Origin of the sequence: Dactylosporangium roseum (assembly GCF_025264685.1) — a bacterium.
In the GTDB taxonomy this organism is placed as follows: Bacteria; Actinomycetota; Actinomycetes; order Mycobacteriales; family Micromonosporaceae; genus Dactylosporangium; species Dactylosporangium roseum.
Genome location: NZ_CP073721.1, coordinates 3,327,504 through 3,341,688 on the forward strand (window position 1 = coordinate 3,327,504; position 14,185 = coordinate 3,341,688).

11 protein-coding genes and 1 pseudogene are annotated in these 14,185 nt (G+C 70.0%); 8 read left to right on the plus strand and 4 right to left on the minus strand.

Features of this window, described 5'->3' with window-relative positions; all coding sequences use genetic code 11:
* Window positions 1-210: 210 nt before the first annotated feature.
* From mftD to mftB, 3 genes and pseudogenes are all read right to left on the minus strand, one after another.
* Window positions 211-1,404: a pre-mycofactocin synthase MftD gene (gene mftD, locus Drose_RS15490; RefSeq protein ID WP_260728898.1), complete on the minus strand. Its 1,194-nt coding sequence runs from the start codon at window positions 1,402-1,404 to the stop codon at window positions 211-213.
* A pseudogene (gene mftC / locus Drose_RS39065) lies at window positions 1,401-2,623 on the minus strand (mycofactocin radical SAM maturase). Before mftC ends, mftD begins: the two are co-directional and overlap by 4 nt.
* Window positions 2,620-2,922 (minus strand): mycofactocin biosynthesis chaperone MftB, encoded by a 303-nt coding sequence (gene mftB / locus Drose_RS15505; RefSeq protein WP_260728901.1) that lies wholly within the window; start codon window positions 2,920-2,922, stop codon window positions 2,620-2,622. The pseudogene mftC and the gene mftB overlap by 4 nt, the downstream one beginning before the upstream one ends.
* Before the next feature lie 103 nt (window positions 2,923-3,025).
* Here mftB and Drose_RS15510 point away from each other — a divergent pair, with 103 nt between their 5' ends.
* Complete coding sequence (locus Drose_RS15510) at window positions 3,026-4,369, plus strand: IS701 family transposase (protein ID WP_260728902.1); 1,344 nt, start codon at window positions 3,026-3,028, stop codon at window positions 4,367-4,369.
* Window positions 4,370-4,507: 138 nt separating this feature from the next.
* Here Drose_RS15510 and Drose_RS15515 read toward each other — a convergent pair whose 3' ends face one another.
* Window positions 4,508-5,344, minus strand: coding sequence for an IS5 family transposase (locus Drose_RS15515; RefSeq protein ID WP_390891395.1), 837 nt, complete (start codon window positions 5,342-5,344; stop codon window positions 4,508-4,510).
* 233 nt (window positions 5,345-5,577) lie between these two features.
* Between Drose_RS15515 and Drose_RS15520 the strand changes: the two genes are divergently transcribed.
* From Drose_RS15520 to Drose_RS15550, 7 genes are read left to right on the plus strand one after another with little or no spacing between them, the layout of a single operon-like run.
* On the plus strand, window positions 5,578-6,978 hold the full coding sequence (locus Drose_RS15520) for a dihydroorotase (RefSeq protein ID WP_313900022.1): 1,401 nt from the start codon (window positions 5,578-5,580) through the stop codon (window positions 6,976-6,978).
* Window positions 6,968-7,603 carry a cysteine hydrolase family protein gene (locus tag Drose_RS15525; protein WP_260728903.1) on the plus strand — a complete coding sequence of 212 codons (636 nt, stop codon included), beginning with the start codon at window positions 6,968-6,970 and terminating at the stop codon, window positions 7,601-7,603. The genes Drose_RS15520 and Drose_RS15525 overlap by 11 nt, the downstream gene beginning before the upstream one ends.
* Window position 7,604: 1 nt before the next feature.
* On the plus strand, window positions 7,605-8,114 hold the full coding sequence (locus Drose_RS15530; RefSeq protein ID WP_260728904.1) for a (2Fe-2S)-binding protein: 510 nt from the start codon (window positions 7,605-7,607) through the stop codon (window positions 8,112-8,114).
* Window positions 8,111-11,479 (plus strand): molybdopterin cofactor-binding domain-containing protein, encoded by a 3,369-nt coding sequence (locus tag Drose_RS15535; protein ID WP_260728905.1) that lies wholly within the window; start codon window positions 8,111-8,113, stop codon window positions 11,477-11,479. The genes Drose_RS15530 and Drose_RS15535 overlap by 4 nt, the downstream gene beginning before the upstream one ends.
* Window positions 11,472-11,999 (plus strand): thiamine pyrophosphate-binding protein, encoded by a 528-nt coding sequence (locus tag Drose_RS15540; protein WP_260728906.1) that lies wholly within the window; start codon window positions 11,472-11,474, stop codon window positions 11,997-11,999. The genes Drose_RS15535 and Drose_RS15540 overlap by 8 nt, the downstream gene beginning before the upstream one ends.
* The gene (locus Drose_RS15545) at window positions 11,996-12,598 is read left to right on the plus strand and encodes a thiamine pyrophosphate-dependent enzyme (RefSeq protein WP_260728907.1); all 603 of its coding nucleotides are present in this window, start codon (window positions 11,996-11,998) and stop codon (window positions 12,596-12,598) included. Before Drose_RS15540 ends, Drose_RS15545 begins: the two co-directional genes overlap by 4 nt.
* Window positions 12,595-14,070 (plus strand): amidohydrolase family protein, encoded by a 1,476-nt coding sequence (locus Drose_RS15550; protein WP_260728908.1) that lies wholly within the window; start codon window positions 12,595-12,597, stop codon window positions 14,068-14,070. The genes Drose_RS15545 and Drose_RS15550 overlap by 4 nt, the downstream gene beginning before the upstream one ends.
* Window positions 14,071-14,185: the final 115 nt, after the last annotated feature.

Consider the following 14,185-nt stretch of genomic DNA (forward strand, 5'->3'; position numbering starts at 1 on the left):
CTCGGGCCATCCGCTCGACCAGGGCGACGACGGCCGGGTCGATCGGCGGGCGACCGGGCTGGCTGGGATATGTCCAATGGCGGGCGACCAGCCGCCGATGCCAACGCAGGACCGTAGCCGGAGGGACCAGTCGGTAGGTCTTCAACGCCCGGGGCAGGAGTCTGATCAATACGGCGAGCACCGCCCGGTCGGGCCAGTCCAGACGCGGCGTCAGGGAGCGACCCGCGCTTCGGCCGGCACGCCCAGCCTGCGTCCGAAGCTGGGTGGGATGACGAGGTCGTCCGGGCTCAGGTCGTGGATCGAGGAGTGGCCCAAGCCGAGCAGGGCGGAGTCGATTCCGTTCCGGAGGATGTCCAGTACGTTCTCGACGCCGGCTTGACCGTTGGCGGCGAGGCCCCACAGGTACGCCCGGCCGATCATCACCGCCCTGGCGCCCAGGGCAACCGCCTTGACGACGTCGCTGCCGCGGCGGATTCCACCATCGAGCAGTACCTCGATCTGCCCGCCCACGGCACCGGCGATTGCCGGCAGCGCGCGGATCGTCGCGGGTGTGCCGTCCAGGTTGTTGCCCCCGTGATTGGATACGGAGATGGCGGTGACCCCGCAGTCGACGGCCCGTTTGGCGTCGTCGACTCGGATGATGCCCTTGAGCAAGAACGGCCCGTCCCACTGCTCGCGCAGCCAGCGGACATCGTCCCAGTTGGGCGGCGGCGTCTGCATCCATTGGCCGTACGCCTCGAAGAAGGTCGGAGTCGTGCCGCCCCCGGCCAGGTTGGGTACGGTCAGGTCAGGGACGCGCCCGGCCTTGGCATAGTTCAGCAGCCACCGTGGCCGGCTCAGGGCCTGTGGGGCGTAGCACAGCATTGTCCTGACGTTCACGCGCTCGGGAATGGAGGGACTTCCCCAGTCCCGGCCGTTGGAGAACGACCAGTCCAGCGTGGCGATGATTCCCCGGGCGCCGACCGCCTTGACATGTTCGAGGCGCCTGACCATCTCTTCTCGGGAACCCATCCAGTAGGTCTGGAAGAACGTCTGAGGGTTGGCGGTGACGACCTCTTCCAGCGGCTTGCTGGCGAACGAGCTCAGCGACATGACGGTACCGCGGGCGGCCGCGGCGCGGGCGACCGCTTCCTCGCCGTCGGGGTGGACGGCCTGCACGCCGGTGGGTGAGATGATCACCGGCAGGGAGATGGGTTCGCCCATGACCGTGGTCGCCATGTCTCGCTGGGCGGACAGGCCGGCCACGTGGGGGGCGAAGCCGAGTTCGCCGAACGCCCGGAGGTTGTCGTCGAGTGTCAGGCCCTTCTCCGAACCGGCGATGAGTGCGCCGTACACCGACTTGGGCAGACGCTTCTTGGCGCGCCGTTGCGCCTCAGCCACGGTCTCGAACCAGCCGTTGCTCATGCGGAACGCCCAGTGGTGAAGCCGGCGAGGGGGTCCTCGTCGCAGGTCCGGTCCGGGCGGCGTCCGATGGTCACCGGAACCGGGGTGCCGCGGGTGGCCCGCTGTGTGCGGTGGGAGTGGTCGGGGAACGGGCGCGGCCGGGAGTCATGCTCGACGTCGGCAAGGGCTGCCTCTCCGAAGCCCTGAACGCATTCCGGGTCCGGACCGTCCAGGGGCAGGCCGGTGAAGAACTTCGCGGCCATGCAGCCACCGCGACAGGCGTCGAAGTGGGCGCAGGTCGAGCAGGCGCCGCCGGACTGGGGACGGCGCAGGTCGGTGAACAGGTCGGACTCGCGCCAGACATGGGTGAAGCCGCCCTCGTCGCGGATGTTGCCGGCCAGGAAGGACTCGTGGATGGCGAACGGGCAGGCGTAGACGTCGCCGACGGGGTCGATCAGGCACACCACCCGGCCGGCGCCGCAGAGGTTCAGTCCGGGCAGCGCCTGCCCGTAGGCCGAGAGGTGGAAGAACGAGTCACCGGTCAGCACGTCCTTACCATGTGTGACGAGCCAGTCGTAAAGCTGCCGCTGCTGCGCGCCGGTCGGGTGCAGTTCGTGCCACACGTCCGCGCCCGTCCGGCGGGCCGCAGCCGAGTGAGGCGCAACTGGGCGCCGTAGGCGTCGGCGATGGCTTTGAACTCGTCGAGCTGGCCAACGTTGTGGCGGGTGACCACTACGGAGATCTTGAAGCCGCGGAAGCCGGCGTCGCGAAGGTTGCTCATCGCGCGCATGGCGGTCGCCCAGGAGCCGGCGCCACGTACCGCGTCGTTGACCTCGGCCGTCGCACCGTCCAGCGAGATCTGTACGTCGACATAGTCGCTGACCGCGAGGCGGTGGGCGACCTCAGTGCTGATCTTCACCCCGTTCGTCGAGAACTTTACGCCGACGTGATGGGCCGTCGCGTAGTCGACGATGTCCCAGAAGTCCGGACGGACCGTCGGCTCGCCGCCACCGATGTTGACATAGAACACCTGCATGCGTTCGAGCTCGTCGATGACGGCCTTGGCCTCGGCCGTCGTCAGTTCGCGCGGGTCTCGCCGGCCGCTGCTGGACAGGCAGTGCACGCACGACAGGTTGCAGGCGTAGGTCAGTTCCCAGGTCAGGCAGATCGGTGCGTCCAGACCGAGCTGGAAATGGTCGACCAGGCTGCGGGCGACCGGTGCTTCCGGTGCGACGGTCATGGGGTGTCCTCCTGGGATGCTGGATGGGGACGGGCCGGCACGAGCATGTCGCGGGCGGCGAGGGTTGCCAGGGCGCGCTCGTATCGAGGCAGCTCGGCCGTGCCGAGCCCCGCCGCACAACACGCTTCCCGTGCTGAGGCGGCATCGGGGAGGGCGCGCACGACGTCGAACAGCACGCGGTCCTTGAGGAAGGACAGCCGGCGCGTACCGAAGTGGTACAGCAGGGCCCCGAACGGCTCAGGCCGCACGGAGACCTGGGGGTGCAGGGTCCACGGTTGCGTGGCGTCGAAGCGTTGCACGGGTGTCCCTCCCGGCGGGCTGCGGGAAGCGGGTCCTAGTAGTGCTTTGTTAGGTTCGGCGTGTCGGGGGTCGCTTGGGCTGAACAGGTAGTTTCATGTCTCGGTGACCCCTTACGAGCTTTCGGTTGTGCGGCAACGCTTGGAGGCGTTCGCGGCGGAGGTGTTCGCGCCGCTGGCCCGGTCGGATCAGCGGGCGAAAGGCGTGACGTATCTGCGTGGGCTGCTGCTGGACGGGCGGCGCAAGTCGATGCAGCCGATGGCAGAACGCCTTGGGGTCGATCATCAGGGATTGCAGCAGTTCGTGACGACCTCGACGTGGGACACCGCTGCGGTGCGGGCACGGCTGGCCGCCCGGGCGGTCGAGTTGATCGAGCCGGTCGCGTGGGCGATCGACGACACCGGGTTCCCGAAGGACGGCACCGGCTCGCCGGGCGTGGCCCGGCAGTACTCGGGCACCCTCGGGAAGGTCGCGAACTGTCAGATCGGGGTCAGTGTCCACGCGGTCACCGATACCGCGTCGTGTCCGCTTGATTGGCGGTTGTTCCTGCCGGAGTCGTGGGACGTGACCAAAGCCGGACCGGCGGCGGTGAAGGCGGCCAAGGTCAAGCAGCGCAAGACGTTGACGAACGCCCCGCGGGCCGCGGCGCCGGCCGCGCCTATCGCTGTCGAGGTCGATGTCGAGGCGGTGACCGAGGCGGCGCGGCAACGACGCAGCAAGTCCGCGGTTCCGGAGGGCGAAGGCCACCGCCCGAAGTGGATGCTGGCGATCGAGATGCTCGACGGGCTCGCCGAGCACGGGCTGCGGCCACCGCTGGTGGCCGCGGATTCCGGATACGGCGACAGCGGCCCGTTCCGGGCCGCCCTCGACGAACGTGACATCGCCTACAGCGTCCAGGTCAAAGGCGAAACCCTCGCCCACGCCGCCGACGCAACGCCCGTGGCACGCACCTGGTCCGGGCGCGGCCGCCCACCGGCCCACGCCCGGCCCGACTACCCGGACGATGCGATCAGCGTTGCCCAGCACGTCCAGGACGCCGGCCGCGCCGCGGCGATCACCGTTTCCTGGCGTGAGGGCAGCAAAGGCACCCTCAGCTCACAATTCGTGTTCCTGCGGGTCCGCCCAGCCGGGCACCGCATCACCCGCGCCCCCGACGGCAGCCTGCCCGAACGTTGGCTGATCGCCCAATGGCCCGAGGACCAGCCCGAACCCGTCACCTACTGGCTGTCCAGCCAACCCGCCGACACCCCCGCGGCCGACCTGGTCCGCACCGCGAAAATCCGCTGGCGGATCGAGCACGACTACCGCGAACTCAAGACCGGGCTCGGCCTCGACCACTTCGAAGGCCGCTCCTGGCTGGGCTGGCACCGCCACGTCACCCTCGTCACCGCCGCGCACCTGTTCATCAGCATGCTGCGACTCGACCCAAAAGCGGCTGCGCCGGCCTGACCCTCTACAAGGTCATCCACGAGCTGCAACTCATGCTCGCGACCTGGACCGGCGCATGCCCAACCTGCCACCAAACCGTGAAACCGTTACACCGCAACAGACATCGACAGACCTAACAAAGCACTACTAGGCCGTGTTTCATAGGCGGGATCCGAGCCACTCGTTGATGGCAGCGATGCGGACTGTGGCCTGGTAGCGCACGGCGAGCTTGTCGTATCGAGTCGCGATGGCGCGGTGGCGTTTCAGTCGGTTGATACCGCACTCCACCGCGTGGCGCTGCCGGTACAGGTCTGGGTCGAAGGCCGGCGGTCGGCCGCCCTTCGACCCCAGCTTGCGACGGTTGGCGTCCTGATCGGCCTTGGATGGGATGGTCGCCTTGATCCCGCGCCGACGCAGATACCGGCGGTTCGCCTTGGACGTGTACGCCTTGTCGGCCAGGACCCGGTCCGGGCGGGTCCGGGGCCGGCCACCGTCCAGCCGCGGCACCCGGATCCCGTCCAGCACGACCGTGAACTGCGGGCTGTCCCCGCGCTGCCCGGCGGTCAACACCAGCGACAACGGCTTCTGACCCTGCTCACACCCCAGGTGAATCTTCGTGGTCAGCCCGCCACGGGAACGACCGAGAGCATGATCGGTCGGCTCTTGCTCAACCCCGCCCGGCGGCTCCACCTGCCCGGCGGGCTCCCGGCGGGCGCCGGCGGCGTGCTGATGCGCCCGGGCGACCGTGGAGTCCACGCTGACATCCCAGGTAATCAGCCCAGCCGCGTCGGCGCGGGCCTGCAACCCGGTCACGATCTGCTGCCACACCCGGACGGCGTTCGGGCCGTGAGCGGAAACGGCGTGCTCCGGGACCCTGCCGGTGCGTCGGCCGAGCAGGGTGCCGAGCTGTTCAGGTATCTCGTCGAGCGGGCCGACGCGGCCCTGACCGGCCTGCTGACCACGGTCGGGAAAGGGCTCGACGGAGTAGGCTGCCATCTTATATCGCAAGATGTCGTTCCGCATTCTTGACATGCCCTTGCGCCCTGGATAGCGTCCCATGGACGGCATTGCCGCACCGGTTCGGCCGCTGAAGCCGGCGGCCCGGCGGCAGGAGATGTTCTCAAACCCTTTGGGTTAGCGGCCGACAGCTACCCTCCCGCGAATCGCGTGCCGGTCCGGCCCGCGATTCGATGATCTTCGGCCATCACGAGGCGAGGACTGGAAGACATATGCAGGTAGACAAGCTGGTAGCGGGCGGGCGGATCGTCAGCCCGAGCGGCATCGTCGACGCCGCGATCGCCATCGCGGATGGTCGCGTCGTGGCCATCGGTGACGAGCGGGCGCTCCCCGAGGCCGCCGAACGGATCGACTGCGGTGGCAAGTACGTGCTGCCCGGGCTGGTCGACCCCCACGTCCACCTCGGCGGCGGCCGGCCGCTCGCCGAGATCTTCGCTTCGGAGACGGCCAGTGCGGCACGCGGCGGCGTGACCACCGTGCTGCAGTATCGCCGCTCCGGCACGTCCTTCCTCGACACGTTCCCGCCCGAGTTGGAACTGGCCCGGACCAGGATGCTCGTCGACACGCAGTTCCACTTCATCATCTCGACGATGGAGCAGGTGTACGAGATCCCGCGGTACGCCGAGGAGTTCGGCGTGACGAGCTTCAAATTCTACATGGGCGGCTACGAGCCGGGAAACCCGATCGGACTGGTCTCGGTCAACGACGCGGTGCTCTACGCGGCGATGGAGCGCATCCGCGAGCTCGGTCCGCACGCCTGGTGCATGGTCCACTGCGAGGACGACTCGCTGGTGTGCCACCTCACCGCCCAGGTGAAGGCCCGCGGCGGTAACGACCTGGCCGCCTACACCGAGTCGCGCCCCGACTTCGTCGAGGAGCAGGACCTGCTGCGGGCGATCTGGCTGGCCGACCTCCAGGAGTGCCCGCTCTACGTGCCCCACACCACCGTGGGCATGGCCGTGGACGCGGCGGCCGAGTCACGGCGCAAGGGACGCACCGTCGTCCTCGAGACCTGCCCGCACTACCTCGCGCTCACCGCTGACGACCCCCGGCTCACCGCCCACGGCTCCGGCGTCGGCAAGGTGGCCCCGGCCCTGCGCAACGCGGAGCACCAGGCCGAGCTCTGGCGGGGCCTGCGCGAGGGCTGGATCGCCACCATCGGATCCGACCACGTGCCGATCGCCAAGTCCGGCAAGGGCTTCTGGGAGGAGGCCCCGGGTTTCGCGGGCCTGGCGACGATGCTGCCGGTCGTGCTGACCGAGGGCGTCCTCAAGGGCCGCATCAGCCTGGAGAAGGTCGCCGAGACCATGGCGTACAACCCGGCTCGGTTGTTCGGCCTCTACCCGCGTAAGGGCACGCTCCAGGTCGGCTCGGACGCCGACCTCGTCGTGGTCGACATGGACCACGAGGCCACGGTCGGCCCCGAGGTCACGCAGAGCGAGTTCCCCAGCGCGTTCGAGGGCGTGCCGTTGCGCGGCTGGCCGACGTTGACGATGCGCCGTGGCGAAGTCGTCTTCCGCGACGGCAAGGTCCTGGCCGAACCCGGTAGCGGCCAGGTCATCACCAAACCCGAGCCGGACCTGACAAAGAATAGGAACTGGCATGCCGCTTAGTGCCAAGCTCGATCCGCGGGACGTAGGGCTGCTGGTCGTCGACATGCAGAACGGCTTCTGCCACCCCGAGGGTTCGCGGGGGAAGGCGTTCGGCGCGGACGCGGTCCGCCGGCCGCGGGAGATCATCCCCAACGTGATCTCCACGATCGACCTGGCGCACCGCCTCGACATCCCGGTGTGGTTCACCCAGCAGGTGCACTACGGCAACGACGTCACTCGCGCGCGCCGGCGGATCCCGTCGCACCTGGAACGGCGTGGCGTCAAGCTGGAACTGTGCCGGCGCGGCACCTGGGACGCCGAGCTCCTGGACGAGATGAAGGCGGTCAGGGAGGATCGCGACGAGGTCGTCGTGAAGCACCGTTCGAGCGCGTTCTTCCAGACCACGCTCGAGTGCGAGCTGCGCATGCGTGCCGTTCAGGTGCTCGTTGTGACCGGGACGACCACGAGCTTCTGTGTCGACTCGACGATCCGCGACGCGTACGCGCGGGACTTCGACGTCGTCGTTCCCGCCGAGTGTGTAGCCGACTCTGATGACGCGGCGCATGCCGCGACCCTGGCGAGCATCGAACGTTTCCACGGCGTCGTCACCGACTTGGCCGGGTTGACGGAAGCACTGGACAGTTGAGATGGCAACTCCCAGCGACTCGGGAGGATCAGCGGGCGCGCCGGTACGGACGATCAGGGTCGACGGCGCGCGGCTGACGATCACGGGGCCGCCGCACGCGACCCTGCTGGACGAGCTGCGGGCCGCCGGCTACACGGCTCCGAAAGCGTCCTGCCGGCGGGGCGAGTGTGGCGCCTGCACCGTTCTTGTCGACGGACGGGCGATCATGGCCTGCACGACATTGGCCGTGCTCGTGTCCGCGGATGTCACCACCGCGGCCGGGCTGGGAGCGGCGTGCGACGATCTGCGCGCCGCGTTTGCCGATCACGCCGCGTTCCAGTGCGGGTTCTGCACGCCGGGGCAAGTCGTGCGGGCCGAAGCCGTGCTCCGCGAGGACCTGCACCGAAGCCGGGACGAGATCACTCGCGCCATGGCGGGGAACGTCTGCCGGTGCACCGGGTACCGCCAGATCGTGGACGCCGTCTGCGCGGTGGCGCAGTCGCGCGGGCGGGCCGTGGAGGCCGGCTCATGACGGTGGTCGGTCGTTCCGTGCGTCCGATCGACTGGGACGAGAAGACGTCAGGCACGGCCCGGTACGCCGCGGACGCGCCGCCCGCCGGAACGCTGGTGGCTCGGGTGCTGCGCGCGCCGGTCCCGCATGCGCGGATTCGAAAGCTCGACGTCAGCGCCGCGCTGCGCGTGCCCGGAGTCCGTGCGATCGTCACCGCTGCCGACTTCGCGCCCGGGATCGTGTACGAGCACAGCGGCGAGCCGTACTCCGACCGCTCGCCGCTGGCCGTCGACCGTGTGCTCTACGTCGGGCACGAGGTCGCCGCGGTGGCCGCCGACACCGCGGAGGCCGCCGAGGAGGCAGTGCGACGGATCGTGGTCCGGTACCGTCGGCTTCCGGCCGTGCTGTCGGTGCCGGCCGCGCTCGATCGGCGGGCACCGCGCCTGCACGAGCGCCCGAGCGGCACGAACGTGGCCGTGGCCACGGCGGATCACTGGGGCGATCTGGAACTGGCCACCCGCAACGCCGTCACCTCGGTCGAGGGCACCTACCGGTATCCCCGGGTGAACCATGCCTGCATGGAGCCGAACACCACGATCGCCTGGTGGCACGACGAGCGGCTCGAACTGTGGACCTCCTCCCAGGCGCCGCATTTCGTGGTACACGAGCTGGCGCGGGTGCTCGGGCTACGGCTGGATCAGGTCGTCTGCCGCGACGTGTCGGTCGGCGGTGGCTTCGGGTCGAAGTCGAAGGTGTCCGAGCACGAAGCGCTGGCCGCCGCGCTGTCGATGAAGTGCGGGCAGCCGGTACTGCTGGAGCTGTCACGCGCCGAGGAGTTCGCGTTCACGAAGCCGCGGCACGCGTTCACCACGACGCTTTCCGCGCACATCGACGCGGAGGACCGGATCTGCTTTCTGGACGCCACGGTCGACGTCGACAACGGGGCGTACAACCACTACGGGCCCTCGGTGATGCGTGCCGGCATCAAGCAGTTCGGGTCGATGTACCGACCGGATGCGGTGCGGTGGGACGCCCGACTGGTCGACACGAACCTCGTGCCCGGTGGGCAGTTTCGCGGGTACGGGCAACCCCAGACGGCGATCGCGCTTGAGTGTGCGGTCGACGAGCTCGCCGAGCGATGCGGCCGCGATCCGCTGGAGTTCCGCATCCACAATGCCAGCTACCCCGACACCCGGGCCCTCGCCGGGGCGTTGATCGGCTCGAATCGGCTCGTCGAGTGCCTGCAGAGCGTGCGCGAGCGGATCGGCTGGGACGAGAAGCGGAGCGCGACGCGGCCCTGGCGCGGCGTTGGTGTCGCGGCCGGGATGCACGCGAGCGGCTCATACGCCTACCCGGGCGGGAACGTCAGCGCGGCCGGCGTCGAGGTGACCAGTACCGGCGACGTTGTGGTGCGTTTCGGCGGGGCGGACGCCGGTACGGGACAGCGCACGATTCTGGGGCAGATCGCCGCCGAGGTGCTCGGCGTTCCCTTCGATCGGGTGCGGGTCATCATGGCCGACTGGGACGAGACCCCGCCGGAGATGGGAGCCTGGTCGTCACGCGGTACCCACATGGGCGGGCATGCGGCCCGGCAGACCGCCCAGGCACTCGCCGACCGCCTGCTGGAACTTGGCGCGGCCAAGCTGGGGACCGCGGACGTGCGGCTGCGCGCGGGCCGGGTCGAGTCGGCCGATGCCGCCGTCGAGATCGGCGATCTGGTCTGTCTGGCGCCGGAATCGGCAAACGGCAGCCTGCGCATCGACCTCGAGTACGTCGAGGAACGGATGCAGCCCTACTGGACCGGCATCGACCGCCCGAACATCTCGGCGAGCTACTCGTTCGCCGCGCACGCGGTCGAGGTTGAGGTCGACCCGGACACCGGGGTGATCAAGATCCTCGACTACACCGCGGCCCACGACATCGGCCGCGCGATCAACCCGGCCCTGGTTACCGGTCAGATCATCGGCGGTGTCGTCCAGGGACTCGGCGCGGCGCTGGGCGAGCGGCTGATCTACGAGGACGGCCGCGTGGTCAACCCGTCGTACCTGCACTACTCGTTGCCGCGGGCGACGGCGGTGCCGTCGATCGACGTGGAGCTGATCGAGGGACCGGAGCCGGCTGGGCCGTTCGACGCGAAGAGCGTCGGCGAGATCGCGATCATCCCGCCCGCGCCCGCGCTGCTCAACGCCGTGTACGCGGCGACCGGCATCCGGTTCCGGGAACTCCCGCTCACGCCGGATGTGGTGCTGACCGCGCTGCGGGAGCGCGCCGGCACGCCGCCGCGCCCCCACCACCTGGCGCGCCGCCCGTCGCGCTGGCAGATCGAGCTGTTCCGCAGGCTGTACCCGTTCGGCCTGCACTACCTGCTCGACCGGGTCGGCACGCGGTGGGCGCGCCGCCCCGAGCCGCGGCCGGTCGAGGCGATCGACCTGCCGGCCACCGTGGCCGACGCCGTCGCGGCCCTGGCCGCCCCCGATGCGGTGGTCGTCGGGGGCGCCAGCGACCTCATCGTCCAGCGCGACCAGGCCCTGACGTACCCGCGGGTGCTCGTGGGGACGTCAGGGATCAGTGCGATGCGCACCATCGACGAACTGGCCGACGGTGGACTACGCATCGGTGCGGCGGTGACCCTGACCGAACTCGGCCGGTGGGCGGACGGACGGATGCCGTTGCTCGCCGAGGCCGTCGACACGATCGCCTCTGCACAGATCCGTGAGGTGGCAACAGTCGGCGGCAACCTTGGGCAGGCGAAGCGCTGCTGGTTCTTCCGCAATGGCTTCGACTGCTACAAGCGCGGCGGCGTGACGTGCCCCTGTTACGCCGTCTCCGGTGATCACCGGCTGCACCACGCGGCGATCGGTGCCCATCGCTGCCAGGCCGTGACACCATCGGACCTCGCCACGGTGTTCGCCGCGCTGGATGTACAGGTGCGGATCGCGGGGCCTTCGGGCGCCCGGGTCACCTCCATCGCCGGGCTTTTCAAGGGTCCGGGGGAGCTGAGCCTGCGGCCGGCCGAGTTGATCGAGTCGCTTTCGATCGCCGCCGATGCTCGCGGCCGCTCCGGCGCATTCGCCAAGCTACAGCAGTGGGACGGCGACTTCGCCCTGGTGTCGCTTGCCGCCTCGGTCTCGATCGCACCCGACGGCCGTTGGGAGTCACCACGTTTCGCGTTCGGCGGACTGGCGGCGACGCCGTGGAGCCCGCGCCGACTCCGCACCGAACTGTCGGGCACCCGCCCGACCCGGCAGACGGTGACCTCACTTCTCAGCAAGGAGTTCGAGTGGCAGGCACATCCCTTACCGGGCACGCGGTGGAAGCTCGATGCCGCAGTCGGATTGGCGGGCCAGGTCACCGACCGGCTGCTCGGCGGAGGCGGCCATGAGTGAGGCAGGGCCGAACGGGGCCGTCCGTGCGCGGCGGATTGTCGAGCGGCTGCGCGCCGGAGGCGTGGAACTCGCCGCCTCCCTGCCGGACAGTTGGCTGAGCCCGCTCATCGACCGGGTCGCCGCGGACGAGCAGATCAGGCACGTGCGGGTCAGCCGCGAGGACGACGCCATGGCAATCGCCGGTGGTGCGGCGCTGATGGGCAAGCGGTCGGTCGTGCTGTGCCAGAACGCCGGTGTGCTCCTGGCGACGAACGTGCTCGCCGCATTCTCCCACCACCACCAGCTACCGCTGCTCATCGTCGCCGCGGCGCGGGGCGGCGCAGAGGACGGTTTCTACTACCAGATGTACAAGGGCCAAGTGAGTGTCGGCGTGGCCACTGCCGCCGGGTTGAGCGTCCATCAGGTGACCGGACCCCAGGACGACTGGCTGTTCGAGCGCGCCAGTGAGCAGGCATGGCTACAGCGTCGTCCGGTCGTGCTGATGTGCACCCGCGATGCGCTGTTGGGTGCTGCGGCATGAAGCGCGCCGAACTGGCGGCGGCGATCGCCGCCGCCGCGCCGAACCACGTGATCATCACGAGCCTGGGTAGCGCCGGGCGCGCCTGGCGTGACCACGGCGGGCCGAACCCCACGTTCTTCGGATCCGACCCGATGGGCGCCGCGCCGGGCCTGGCGCTGGGTGCGGCGCTGGCCCGACCGGACCTGCAGTTCCTGCTGCTCGAAGGCGACGGCGACCTCGTGATGAACCTCGGTGTGCTGCTCGCGATCGCCGACGCCGAGCCTGGGAACCTGCGCGTGATTGTTTTCCACAACGGCCGGTACGAGACGGGTGGCGGGCAGCCGCTGGCCGCGGCCGGGCGGGCCGACCTCGGCGCCGTCGCGCTCGGAACGGGATGGCCATGGGTGCGCACGATTGAGCGCGCCTCATCGGGGGCCACGCTGCGGGCCGCAGTCGAGGCTCTGCTCGCGGCTCCGGTGGCGCCGGCACTGCTGGTCGCCGAGGTCGATGCGGAGGATTCGCCGTATGGCGGCCCGGGCGAGCTGTCCGGGGTGGAGGCGCGCGTGCGCTTCCAGGAGCAACTCCGCAACTGGGAATCGCGAAGGGAACACGCGGGATGACGGCGCTGATTCTGCGCAACGGCAGGCTTCTGGATCTGCAGCACGGTGGTGAGACGGGTGACGTCGTCATCGTCGACGGCGTGATCACCGACCTCGGGACGGGCGCCGCGGAACGACATGCCTCGGCCGCCACCGAGTCGGCCGAGGTCGTGGACCTCGCCGGGGACATCGTCATCCCAGGGCTGATCAACGCGCACACGCACTCCAACCAGACCATCGAGAAGGGGCTGTGCGACGCGCTACCGCTCGATGCCTGGATGGTGCTGGCCAGCTACGGGGGCGCCGGCGCCCGCCTCTCGCCGCGTGACCTCTACGTCTCGGCGCTGGTTGGGGGCCTGGAGATGCTGCGCAGCGGTACCACCGCCGTGCTGGACTGTGCGCGCTCGGACATCGAATGGGTCGACGAGGGCATGGACGCCATCATGCAGGCGTACGTGGATCTCGGCATGCGCGCGAACGTGGCGATCCAGTACTCGGACCTGGACTTCTTCTCGTCCATCCCCATCGACCTGGTCCCCGGTGGCGCCGCCCTGCGCAAGCCACCGATCGCGCAGCCCGATCAGGTGCTCGCGGCGGCCGGGCGCTTCATCGACCGCTGGTCCGGCCGCTCCGCCCGGGTTCAGCCGATCCTCGGCCCGTCCTCCCTGCCGCGCTGCTCGACCCCCCTGTTCGAGGCGAGCGTCGACCTCGCCCGAGGCCGCGGGGTCAGGCTGCAGACCCACCTCCTGTCCGCGGCGTCCCAGGTGACGGTGGCGAAGGAGCGCTACGGCGTCAGCACCGTCGAGTTTCTCGCCGCGATGGGCGCGCTGGAGCCCTGGGCGTCGTTCGCACACGCGATTTGGCTCGACAGCCGCGAGATACAGATGTTCGCGCAGACGCCGGCGGTCGCCGTGCACAACCCGGCGAGCAACCTCAAGCTCGGCGCCGGAGTCGCGCCCGTCCCCGCGCTGCTGCGCGCCGGAGCCAGGGTGGCGATCGGGTCCGACGGGGCGAGCAGCAACGACACGCAGAACATGTTCGAGACGCTCAAGCTCTCGACGATCCTGCACCGCGTCCAGGGTCCGCAGCACACCTGGCCCACCGCCACGGATGGCCTGACGATGTGCTGGACCAACGGCGCCGCGGCGATGGGCGCCGACATCGGCCGGCTGTCCCTCGGCGCGCGGGCGGACCTGACCGTGCTGGACATCGACTACGTGTGGCCCGCCCCGGCGGCCCAGCTCCGGCAGCAGCTAGCCTACGGCGAGCTGGGCAGCGCGGTACGCAGCGTCTATGTCGACGGGCGGGCGCTGCTGGCCGACCGGCGGGTCACGACCGTGGACGAGTCGGCGATCCGGGCCGAGGCGCGTGAGATCGCAGCCAGGATCTGGAGCACGCTCCCGGAGCGGCTGGCACGGTTCGAGGAGTTCCGGCCGGTGCTCGAGCAGATCGAGGCAGCGGTCGGCGGCGGCGTTGGCGATCGCTGCCACTGATGTAGGGGCGGCAGCCATATCGGCGGACCGCCCGGAATGAGTGAGGCTTGCCGGCCGGCACTCGTTCCGGGCGGTCCGACCCGTTCGCGCGTCGTCGGTGCCCGCAGCGGCAAGC

Excerpts from the sequence above, each read along its gene's own strand:
- mftD (WP_260728898.1), bottom strand. The coding sequence starts at position 1,404 with ATGAGCAACGGCTGGTTCGAGACCGTGGCTGAGGCGCAACGGCGCGCC.
- Drose_RS15515 (WP_390891395.1), bottom strand. The coding sequence starts at position 5,344 with ATGGCAGCCTACTCCGTCGAGCCCTTTCCCGACCGTGGTCAGCAGGCC.
- Drose_RS15520 (WP_313900022.1), top strand. The coding sequence starts at position 5,578 with ATGCAGGTAGACAAGCTGGTAGCGGGCGGGCGGATCGTCAGCCCGAGC.
- Drose_RS15525 (WP_260728903.1), top strand. The coding sequence starts at position 6,968 with ATGCCGCTTAGTGCCAAGCTCGATCCGCGGGACGTAGGGCTGCTGGTC.
- Drose_RS15530 (WP_260728904.1), top strand. The coding sequence starts at position 7,605 with ATGGCAACTCCCAGCGACTCGGGAGGATCAGCGGGCGCGCCGGTACGG.
- Drose_RS15535 (WP_260728905.1), top strand. The coding sequence starts at position 8,111 with ATGACGGTGGTCGGTCGTTCCGTGCGTCCGATCGACTGGGACGAGAAG.
- Drose_RS15540 (WP_260728906.1), top strand. The coding sequence starts at position 11,472 with ATGAGTGAGGCAGGGCCGAACGGGGCCGTCCGTGCGCGGCGGATTGTC.
- Drose_RS15545 (WP_260728907.1), top strand. The coding sequence starts at position 11,996 with ATGAAGCGCGCCGAACTGGCGGCGGCGATCGCCGCCGCCGCGCCGAAC.
- Drose_RS15550 (WP_260728908.1), top strand. The coding sequence starts at position 12,595 with ATGACGGCGCTGATTCTGCGCAACGGCAGGCTTCTGGATCTGCAGCAC.